Origin of the sequence: Pseudocitrobacter sp. 73 (genome assembly GCF_008369545.1) — a bacterium.
GTDB classification, from domain to species: Bacteria; Pseudomonadota; Gammaproteobacteria; order Enterobacterales; family Enterobacteriaceae; genus Pseudocitrobacter; species Pseudocitrobacter vendiensis.
In genome coordinates, this window is sequence record NZ_VTZO01000073.1 from 1 (window position 1) to 11102 (window position 11102).

7 protein-coding genes are annotated in these 11102 nt (G+C 49.8%); 4 read left to right on the forward strand and 3 right to left on the reverse strand.

Annotated elements, in window-relative coordinates:
* Positions 1 to 247: 247 nt before the first annotated feature.
* Positions 248 to 1534, forward strand: coding sequence for a citrate synthase (locus tag F0Q32_RS25645; protein WP_149465165.1), 1287 nt, complete (start codon positions 248 to 250; stop codon positions 1532 to 1534).
* 45 nt (positions 1535 to 1579) lie between these two features.
* Here the strand turns inward: F0Q32_RS25645 and F0Q32_RS25650 are convergent, their stop codons facing one another.
* Together F0Q32_RS25650 and F0Q32_RS25655 are read right to left on the reverse strand one after the other, a co-directional pair.
* On the reverse strand, positions 1580 to 3535 hold the full coding sequence (locus tag F0Q32_RS25650; RefSeq protein WP_370516907.1) for an alkyl/aryl-sulfatase: 1956 nt from the start codon (positions 3533 to 3535) through the stop codon (positions 1580 to 1582).
* Positions 3536 to 3750: 215 nt separating this feature from the next.
* On the reverse strand, positions 3751 to 4944 hold the full coding sequence (locus F0Q32_RS25655; protein ID WP_149465171.1) for an OmpP1/FadL family transporter: 1194 nt from the start codon (positions 4942 to 4944) through the stop codon (positions 3751 to 3753).
* 236 nt (positions 4945 to 5180) lie between these two features.
* On the opposite strand from F0Q32_RS25655, the gene F0Q32_RS25660 reads away from it, so the two are divergent.
* Together F0Q32_RS25660 and ompA are read left to right on the forward strand one after the other, a co-directional pair.
* A complete protein-coding gene (locus F0Q32_RS25660; RefSeq protein ID WP_149465167.1) occupies positions 5181 to 5810 on the forward strand; it encodes a winged helix-turn-helix transcriptional regulator in 630 nt (209 codons plus the stop codon).
* A 147-nt stretch (positions 5811 to 5957) separates the two neighbouring features.
* Positions 5958 to 7001, forward strand: a complete 1044-nt coding sequence (gene ompA / locus F0Q32_RS25665) for a porin OmpA (protein WP_149465168.1) — start codon at positions 5958 to 5960, stop codon at positions 6999 to 7001.
* Positions 7002 to 7072: 71 nt separating this feature from the next.
* On the opposite strand, the gene F0Q32_RS25670 is transcribed toward ompA, so the two are convergent.
* Positions 7073 to 9049, reverse strand: a complete 1977-nt coding sequence (locus tag F0Q32_RS25670) for an alkyl/aryl-sulfatase (protein ID WP_149465169.1) — start codon at positions 9047 to 9049, stop codon at positions 7073 to 7075.
* 325 nt (positions 9050 to 9374) lie between these two features.
* Here F0Q32_RS25670 and F0Q32_RS25675 point away from each other — a divergent pair, with 325 nt between their 5' ends.
* On the forward strand, positions 9375 to 10988 hold the full coding sequence (locus F0Q32_RS25675) for a mechanosensitive ion channel family protein (RefSeq protein WP_149465170.1): 1614 nt from the start codon (positions 9375 to 9377) through the stop codon (positions 10986 to 10988).
* Positions 10989 to 11102 lie beyond the last annotated feature (114 nt).

Sequence of the window (11102 nt, forward strand, 5' to 3'; positions counted from 1 at the left end):
TAAGTTAGCGCTTATGGGAGTTATCCCCGCCAATCTCATGTGCAGGCAGGTATCTTCAATGCACCTTTTTTTTGAGTTTTTGAACAAGCAGCCATAAAAAAACCTCCGTTTTTTATCCATCGCACGTTTTATCGTCGTTTTAGCCGTTTACATCAAAGAATCACCCCATCGCTCTGGTTATGTTGGTTTTTCTGCCTGAAACATTACCTCAGGTTATAGCTTCGTATTGCACAGGAGAAACTTACTGATGGGTGCTAAACCACTAACGCTTTCTTTGGACGGGCAGGCGCCTGTGATGCTGGACCGCGTGTCAGCAACGCTCGGGCACGATGGTATGGACATTCGGGCGCTGAATCAGTCTGGTTTATGCGGCTTTGATCCCGGTTTTTCTAACACTGCGGGCTGTCAGTCAGCGATTTCCTATATCGATACGGAGAAAAGTATTCTGCTACACCGTGGTTATCCGGTTGAGCAACTGGCCAGCCAGTGCGATTTTCTGGAAGTGGCTTACATCTTACTGGAAGGCCATGCCCCGGATGAATCCCGTTATCAGACCTTTCGGCAAAACATTACGCGGCATACGCTTGTGCATGAACAGATGTCAAAGATGTGCAGCGGTTTTCGTCGCGACTCACATCCAATGGCGCTGATGTGCGCCATGGTGGGGGCGCTGGCAGCGTTCTATCACGATGTGCTGGATGTGGAAAACCCTGAACACCGGGCGCTGGCGGCGACGCGATTACTGTCAAAAATGCCGACACTGGCGGCAATGAGCTATAAATTTAGCATCGAACAACCCGCGCAATACCCGCGTAACGATCTCTCCTATGCGGGCAATTTCCTGCACATGCTGTTTGCGATACCCGCGGAGAAATATCAGCTTAATCCGGTGATTGAACAGGCCATGAACCAGATTCTGGTGCTGCATGCCGATCACGGACAGTGCGCATCGACGACAACGGTTCGGGCTGCTGGATCTTCAGGAGCCAATCTGTTCGCCTGCATTGCTGCCGGGCTGGCATCCTTGTGGGGGCCAATGCACGGTGGTGCGAACGAAGCCAGTATGCGCATGCTGGAAGAGATTGAAACGGTGGAACAGGTACCTGCATTTCTCAGTAAAGCGAAACGGGATCCGCAGGCGTTCCGCCGTTTGGGCTTTGGGAATTCACGCTACCGTAATCTGGATCCTCGTGCGGCGATCCTGCGCGATACCTGTCATCGAGTGCTGAAGGAGCAGGGGATGTCCGACAGTCTGCTACAGGTAGCGATGGCACTCGAAGAGGTGGCGTTGACCGATCCCTGGTTTGTTGAAAATGGGCTGTCGCCGAGCGTGGATTTCTACACTGCGGTGATCCTGAAAGCGATGGGCCTGCCATCCTCCATGTTTGTGGTGGTGGCAGCCGTTGGCCGTACGCTGGGCTGGGTAGCACACTGGAACGAGATGCATCAGTCGCCGCTGACGATTTATCGTCCGCGCCAGATTTATACCGGCGAAACGCAACGGGATTATGTCTCGCGCCGCAGCAGTAAATAGTCGTAAAAATGCCTTCTGCCAGTCTCTGGCAGAAGGCATTCGATTTTATGGCGTCACAATATTGAACCAGAACTCGAATTTATCCATATAGCTTAGCATCTGATCAAGTTTTGCACTGTCTCCTGTAATTTTCACGTCACCCTCTGTCTGGGCTTGCTTCAGCGTTTCTTCTTGCAGAATAATTTTATTCAGTGTCGTGCGATTAAGTGTAATTGTCGCATCAGCATTATCTGCTTGTACGTTTGCTGTATGATTCAGCACCCCGTTTTCAAGCTCCAGCTTATATTTACCACCATCGTTTCCTAAATCAACGTTGAAAATGGCTTTCGCATTGGCGGCTTTTTCACCGTTAATATGTACCGCGAGATAATCAAAGAACATCTCCGGAGACATTGCCCGAACCGTATCCGGGCTGGCGGTATTTGGCGTTGGGCCTTTTACCACGCCGTTTCGCAACTCCTGCGCGCCGGTGAGGTAGAAGTTACGCCACGGGCCTGATTCGGCTTGATAACCTAGTTGCTCCAGCGCATCAGCTTCCAGATGGCGGGCCGCCTGATTATCTGGATTGGCAAAGACAATTTTGCTGGTGACCTGTGCCACCCAGCGATAATGCCCCTGCGCATAATCGGCTTTCGCTTTCTGCATAATCGCATCGGCGCCGCCCATATACTCAACAAACTTTTTCGCCGAAGCTTCAGGCGGTAATTCATCGAGAGTTGCCGGGTTACCATCAAACCAGCCAAGATAAAATACGTAGGTGGCTTTCACATCGTGGCTAACGGAACCGTAATAACCTTGGCTTGCCCAGGAATTGGCTAACCCGGAAGGGAGTTTAAAGTTATCGGCAATTTCATCACGCGTGAGCCCTTTATTTGCCAGGCGTAATGTCTGATCGTTGATATAACGGTACATATCACGCTGGCTTTTCATCAGATTAACGACGTTATTATTACCCCATGTCGGCCAGTGATGCTGTGCGATGATAATCTCAGCATCACCGCCCCAGCGGTTGATAACATCATTAATATATTTTGACCAGGCCAGAGGATCGCGAATTTTGGCGCCGCGTAAAGAGTAGGTGTTATGCAGGGTATGGGTAACATCCTCCGCTGCTTCAATCATTTTCTTCTCTTTTACGTACCACAACATTTCAGAGGGCGCTTCAGATCCGGGAGCCATCATAAAGTCATAGGTCAGGCCATCAATATTCTCTTGTTGCCCGGTTTCAGTAATATAATTTGTTGGCTCAATGAGCGTAACCGTACCGGCTGATGTTGTGGTGCCTAACCCTGCACCGACCTGACCTTTAACATCCGGCTTCAGAAGATTACCGTACATATAGCTTGCCCTGCGGCTCATGGCATTCCCGGCCATGATATTTTCCGATACGGCTTCTTTCATAAAACCGGCGGGTGCATAAATTTTGACTTTACCGCTAGCGACATCGGCCTCGCTGACGACGCCTCTCACTCCGCCATAATGGTCAACGTGGCTGTGGGTAAATATCACCGCAACCACCGGTTTTTTGCCCCGATTTTTATAGTAGAGGTCCATCCCGACTTTTGCTGTTTCTGCCGATACGAGGGGGTCGATAACGGTAATCCCGGTTTTACCCTCAATAATGGTCATATTTGAGAGATCAAGATTACGAATTTGATACACGCCATCGGTGACGTTAAATAACCCGCCAATATTAATTAACTGAGCCTGTCGCCAGAGGCTGGGGTTGACCGTATCAGGTGCTTTGGTTCCCTCTTTGATAAAATCATATTGCTGTGGATCCCATACGACATTTCCTTTATCACCGGTTATGACATTTGAAGGTAATGCAGCGATGAAGCCTTTATGTGCGTTGGAGAAATCTGTATTGTCAGAGAAGGGCAATTGATTATAAAGTGCTTCATTTGCGCTTTTGGTATGTTCAGTGGCCGCTTGAGCATTTTCCTGTGCCAGAGCAGAAAAGGAAAACAGTGATGTTGATAGCAGGCTGGTTAAAACCATATAGCCTGTAATTTTATTGAGTTTCATATATCCTCAACGAGTGGTTTTATGCGAGTAAAGAAGAGCAATTACGATGCGCTCGTGTTATTGAACGTCAGTAATCACCTGAGTATGTGAGTGAATTTATTGGCTTAAGATATTCAATAGCCATTAAGATATCACTGTCGAGAAAAACGGTATAACGTTAGATTGTTTAAAAATAAATATTCTACCGTTTAAAAGGTATAACTGTAGTTAGCACTTAAGAATAAAATTGAAGGGTGAGAAAATTCACCTTTGATGGCGGGCGTAGAGACTTTTGCTGACGCCATTTTTAGGTATTCCGCTGCGACACCAATGTTACTGTTTGGCGTAATTTGATATTGCCCGCCGATACCCCATCGCCAGGCCTGCCCTGAAGGCATGGTCAATGCGGTATCGCTTTGTGCGCGATAAAAGCTGCTGTCCCATGCCACACCCGTATTCAGTCGCCATTTTTCATTTGGCCTGTATTGCACGCCTAATGCGGTATGCCAGGTATCCTTTAGGCGATTATTATGCTCAATCGGGCTGCCATTTATGGCTATTTGATTGGTGTCGTAAGCGCTCCAGTCCTGCCAGCCGAGGTTACCCATAACAGACCATTGCTGATTAACATCATGAACAAGACTAAACATTACCTGCTGTGGTGCATTAACCTGTGCGGAAATGGGCAGTGTGAAGTCGGCGGTATTACCAGCCTGTGACAGTCGGGCGGTGGCGTTAATTGAAAAATGGTAGTCGGTTTTACTTTGCCACGTTAGTCCCGCGCGAGTTTGTTTCGTGATATCGAACAGCATGCCAAGCCGATAATTCATCGCCCAGTCGTGGTCTGTCTGTCTTTCGTCCCGGCCATCAACCTGACGCGTCAGGGAGAGATAACCGTAATTGATGCCGGGTGCCAGGCCAACTGAAAGACGTTCATTCACTTTCCAGGCCACAGCCGGACTGATGGTCAGCCCGACTAAGGTACTTTTGCTGATTAAACGCGATCCTGCCCAATTGCCGAAATCCAGGCCCAGGCCATAATTGCCGTACATACCTATTCCAACGGTGACATCATCCTTTATTTTTTGCGTATAAAACGCACTGGCACCGGGAAACCATCCGATAATATTGCCCGGGCTTTTTCCCTGTAGCCCGGCATCGTTGTCCATTCTGTAATTTGCATCACCATAAAGCGTCTGTAAGCCGCCGGTCACCATATGGTCAGGTAATCGTGTCATCCCGGCAGGGTTAGCGGCGAGCGTTGAGGCATCCTGCGCGCGGGCCGCTTGCCCGGCGGAAGCTAACCCGGTGTCTTCAGTCGCTATCTCATAAAGGTATAAACCTGCGGCGTGCGCGGGACAGGCAACGGCTATGCCGGTCAATAATAGAATGACGTTTTTCATCGTATTTTTTTTGCCTGAATATTCAGTCAGTGTATTGTGACTGGTGTGAGAAATGGTGGGTTTCAAAAAAAGATTCTCATCAGTATAGGCTGAACACTGACATGATGGTGGACAGAATTTGTTTAAATATAAATTCTGCCGACCTTCAGCGATGTAAGTGATAATGCCATTTTTAGTGCATTGCACAGAGGTAGCGGTAAGCTATACTCCAGTCAGTATTATTACCAGGAAACACAATGAATATATTGTCTCCCATTCGACCAGAAGCCAGTATTCAACGTCTAACGGCATCCCTGGCACCTGTCGCTGAAAGCGTATTAATCCCGCCACGCAAGCGTATGACCTGGACGCATAAAGGTAAGCAACAGCTCTATATTTTTATGGAGGGGGAACTCTCTATATTGCGGGCATCAGATGGCTTGCTTATTGTTACCGTCTATGATCCGCATCTTTTTGGCATCGCAGAAATGATCCAACCGGTTCGTGGACATATTTTCCGGGTTGAAACCGAATCGACAATGTTGCGCGTCGATGCAACAAAGGCTACCGAGATTTTTACTAAAGAAGGTCTGTGGGCGGACGTCGCGGCATTACTTTCCTACCATACGGCATATCTTTTTTATCGGGACGCGCTGGTGGTGCAGCAGCGAACATACTCTGTCATCCGCAGCCATTTACTGGAGATGATTCTGTTACCCGATGCCACGCGGATGCGCACCTCTATCCTTGAGTATATTCAGGACCGAACGCTCTTATCGCGCAGTAGCATTTTGAACGTTATTTCTGCATTGAGTAAAGGTGAATATATCACATTTAAAAGAGGCGGTTACCTGACGGCGATTAATAATCTCCCGGAGAATTTTTGATAGCCTGTGCATCTTAATGATGAGGCGTGTTGAGCCATTGTCCAAAAATAAACAACAAATAGATTATCAGAGTGGGATTTTGGATTTATTGTGAGCGCACTTAAACAGATACAGCGTTAATTTAAGCAAGCTCATAACGGGATATATATGAAAAAGACTCTCATTACTCTGATTATCGCCAATGCGTTTACGGCCTCAACGGCTTTTGCAGCGGCGGATGCGGGCACCTGGTACGGTGGTACTAAATTTGGTTGGTCACACTATTTTGATTCTCATACCAGTCAGGGGCAAGTTGATAACGCGCACAATGGTGACCAATTTGATTTTGACCGCGATAATGTGGGCGGCGGCGTCTTTACCGGTTATCAGATTACACCGTGGTTAGCGGTCGAAGGCGGATATGATTATCTGGGGAATATGCAAATTAAGGGTAATCATGGCGCGTCCGGGGCGAAGATGAAAAGCCAGGGCTTACAGATGTCTCTTAAAGCCAGTTACGGGCTAACCAATAAATGGGATATTTATGGCCGGGCAGGAGCGATGGGGTATCGTGCAGAATCTAATATCGGTGGGCACAATCGCTTTGAAACGGGAGTCAGACCGCTTGCGGCTGTCGGTACGGAATATGCGTTTAATAAAAACTGGGCGGGGCGCTTAGAATATCAATGGGTCAGTAATGTCGGGAATGCAAATCAGATCGGCGTGAGCAGTGATGTCAGCTCGGTAACGGCAGGCATTTCATACCGTTTTGGTCAGCATGATGATGAGCCTGTTGTTAACGCGCCGGTGGCCGCACCGTTGCCTGCGCCTGAACCACAGCAGTTTAATCTCAAATCTGATGTGCTGTTTGGCTACAACTCAGCCCAGCTTTCTGCGCAAGGGAAAGCCGCAATCAACCAGCTTTCTCATGCTCCAGGCTTGCAGCCAACCAACAATAAAACAACGGTAGTGATTGGTTATAGCGATCGTATTGGCAGCGCTGATTACAACCAGCAACTATCAGCACGTCGTGCCCAGGCCGTTGCCGATGAACTGATCGCCCAGGGATTTCCGGCACAAAATATCTCTGCTGAAGGGCGAGGCGAAAGTGATCCCGTCACCGGAAACAGTTGTGACGGGCAGTCGGGTAATCAACTGATTACCTGTTTATCTGCGGATCGCCGGGTGGTTATTAATATTGCCGAAAAATAGTCATCGCCAATGTTAATCCCGGTCTGAAATGACAAAACGCCCCGATGATCGTGTCACCGGGGCGTTGTCGGTTATGGCGTCACAATATTGAACCAGAACTCGAATTTATCCATATAGCCCAGCATTTCATCCAGTTTGGCACTGTTGCCTGCGATTTTTACGTCCCCTTTATCTTCAGCCTGTTTGAGCGTCTCTTCTTTCAGGATGATCTTGTTCAGGGTCGCACGATCGAGGGTCAGGGTGGCGTCGGCATCTTTTGCTTCGGCATTGGCAGTGTGGTTTAGCACACCGTTTTCAAGCTCCAGCTTGTACTTACCGCCGTCATTGCCGAGGTCGATATTAAATACCGATTTCGCATTACCGGCTTTCTCGCCGTTGATGTGTACCGCCAGATAATCAAAGAACATTTCTGGTGTCATCGCGCGAACGGTATCCGGGCTGGCGGTATTCGGCGTCGGTCCCTTCACCACGCCGTTACGCAGCTCTTGCGCGCCAGTCAGATAGAAGTTACGCCACGGGCCGGATTCAGCCTGATACCCCAGTTGCTCCAGCGCATCCGCTTCGAGGTTTTTAGCGTCCTGATTATTCGGATCGGCAAAGACCACTTTACTGACAACCTGTGCCACCCAGCGGTAATTCCCTTGATCAAAGTCAGTTTTGGCTTTTTGCAGAATGGCGTCGGCGCCGCCCATATATTCCACGAATTTCTTCGCGGCTTCTTCCGGCGGCAGTTCGTCAAGCGTAGCCGGGTTGCCGTCAAACCAGCCGAGATAGAGCACGTAAGTGGCTTTAACGTCATGGCTCACCGAACCGTAGTAACCCCGGTTCGCCCAGGTATGGGCCAGTGAATCCGGCAGCTTAAAGTTGGCGGCGATTTCATCACGAGTCAGGCCTTCGTTAGCCATGCGCAAGGTCTGGTCGTTGATATAACGATACAGGTCACGTTGGCTTTTCAGTAGCTTAACGACATTCTCATTACCCCAGGTCGGCCAGTGGTGCTGGGCCATCAGGATTTCGGCTTTATCGCCCCAGCGGACGATCGCTTCGTTGATATATTTTGACCACGGCAGCGGCTCACGAATTTTAGCCCCGCGCAGGGAGTAAGTGTTATGCAGCGTGTGGGTCACATCTTCTGCGGATTCGATGAGTTTTTTCTCTTCGATATACCACAACATTTCAGAAGGGGCTTCAGATCCAGGCGCCAGCATGAAGTCGTAGGTTAACCCGTCGATTACCTCTTTTTGCCCGTCTTTTTCAATGATATTAGTTGGGGCAATCAGGGTGACGGTGCCCGCTGAGGTCGTTGTTCCCAGTCCCGCGCCGACCTGGCCTTTAGCATCGGGTTTCAGCAGGTTGCCGTACATATAGCTGGCGCGTCGGCTCATGACGTTACCCGCCATGATGTTCTCGGCCACGGCGGCCTCCATAAAACCGGCGGGCGCATAAATTTTGACTTTCCCGGACTTCACATCGGCCTCATCAACCACACCGCGTACACCGCCATAGTGGTCCACATGGCTGTGCGTATAGATAACCGCGACGACCGGTTTTTGCCCCCGGTTTTTGAAGTAGAGATCCATACCGACTTTCGCCGTTTCAGCCGAAACCAGCGGATCGACGACGGTAACACCTTCTTTGCCCTCGATAATGGTCATGTTAGAGAGGTCGAGGTTACGGATTTGGTACACGCCGTCAGTGACTTCAAACAGGCCGCTGATATTGATGAGCTGGGACTGACGCCACAGGCTCGGGTTAACGGTGTCTGGGGCCTTTTCACCCTCTTTGATAAAGGCGTATTGCTGCGGGTTCCAGATAACGTTCCCTTGTTCACCTTTGATAACGTCTTGTGGCAGTGCGGCGATAAAGCCTTTGTGAGCGTCGGTAAAATCGGTGTTATCGGAGAAGGGAAGTTGGTTGTAGAGCTGGTCGTTAGCGTTCTTCGTGGACGAGGTCGCGTCCTTTTGGCTGACATCGGCGTAGGCCGGAATAATGAACGTGGATAATAAGCCAGCCAGGGCCAATCCTCTGGCTATCGGTTTCAATCTCATTGCAAGCCTCATTCTTTTAATGACTCAGCAGCAGTCGATGAAAGTTCAGAAAATGTATCTTTAGAAAAATCTTAAATAAAAATTAACTCACTGTTTACATTAGACAAGGTGGCTGGAATAACAAGGAAGTTGGCAAATAACGTTTATTTTTTTGTTAATTGATTGTTTCTTAATTGTATTTTTTATCGATTTTCGATTTCAACGAGATGTTCTATTCCTGAGGCTATTGCACGAGTGAGCGGCTGGTCTATGCTGAAAAAAGACGAACGGCCGGTGCGCTGGCTTTTTGAATTAAAACGATAATCCTCGTGTCCCGGTGGCAGATATGAAAAGGGTACTGCTCGCGGTATTACTCTGCTTTTTCCCCTCGCTGGTGTTTTTTTCTCATGCGGCGGAGCCCCGCCAGGAGCCGACGCAACAGGAACGCGCACGGACGGTCTATATCTTCCATCAACCCATCGTCATGTTGCAGGCCAAATTTGGCCTCACCACGCCTGAAGAACGGGTGCTGCGCATCCACCGTACGCTGCGTAACTTTACCCATGCCGACGTTCAGTCGGCATTAACGATTGTTCCTGTCGTTCGTTATAACCAGCAGGGAAGGCTTATCGTGATGAACGGCAAATCGGTAATGCTTCTGACGCAAGGCGATCTGGACGAAGGTGACGATCTCACGCTCGACCAGGCTGCACAGCGGGTGCTGGCGCGCATGGAAGCTCAACGCACGGCGCTGCGCGATCAGTATGACAGCGGCTGGCTGGCGCTGTCGGTAGTGAAAACGGTTGGCGGACTGCTGGGGTTGGTGGTGTTCTGGTATGGCGCTTATCGCTCATGGCGCGTAGTCAGACGCTATTACCGTCGGCGCATCATAGAGAATCGAAGCTGGCTCCCCCAGCGCTGGCGACGTTTTACCGGCGCTATCGAAACGCGACTTTATGCGGTGTTGATGGTGATGTTAGGCATTGTTGCGTTGTATGCCTGGCTGCGCTGGGTATTCAGTTTGTTCCCCTGGACGCGCGTCTGGGGGGAATCATTGGGTGACTGGTCCGTACGCGTCGTGCGTGAGATTGCCCTGTCGATAGTCTCCGCCTTGCCGGGACTAGCGATTGTTCTGATCATTTTTGTGATTACGGCATTCATTCTGAAACTGCTGAAAATGGTGCTCAATCAGGTTGAAGCAGGGCGGTTGCAACTTCCAGGCATTCATCCAGAAACCGTCGGGGCAACCCGCAAACTGATTTCGGTCGTGGTGTGGTTATTTGCGCTTTCCGCGGCGTATCCCTTCCTGCCAGGGGCGAACTCGCTGGCCTTTAAAGGGATTAGCGTCTTCTTTGGGTTAATGCTCACGCTAGGCTCGGCGGGCGTGATGAACCACGCCATGAGCGGGTTAGTGCTGATTTATTCACGCGCGCTACGTAAAGGCGATGTCATTCGAGTGGCGGATAATGAAGGTCTGGTCAGTGAAATCGGTATGCTGGCGACAAAAATTATCACCCGTGAAAATTACGTAGTGACCGTTCCCAACGCGGTGGTGGTGAGTGGAAAAATCACTAACCTTAGCGTGCAGAGTGCGGATGGTGGTATCAACTTAACCGTGGGTGTGACGATCGGTTACGACATGCCCTGGCGTCAGGTTCATGCGATGCTGGAACTGGCGGCAAAACGGGCAAAAGGGATTGACCTGACTATCGCGCCACTGGTGCGCCAGTTGAGCCTGATGGACTGGTATATTGCCTATGAACTTCAGGTGCGATTGCAGCCGGGCCAGTCGCTTGCCGCCGCCCGAAACACACTGTTTAGCAATATTCAGGATGTCTTTAACGAATTCAACGTGCAGATTATGTCGCCAAACTTTGTGATGCAGCCTGAGGGGACGGTGATGGTTGCCAAAGAGAACTGGTACATGCCGCCTGCTGCTCCGCCTGAGGGCAACAAATAGCGGGCAAATTAAATTCCTCTACACTTCAACGCGTTTTTCTTTCTCCGTGAAAAGTGGCTTGATTCATTCCTGAAATCCATAATACTGTATATAAATACAGTGTGCGCCGGGAGA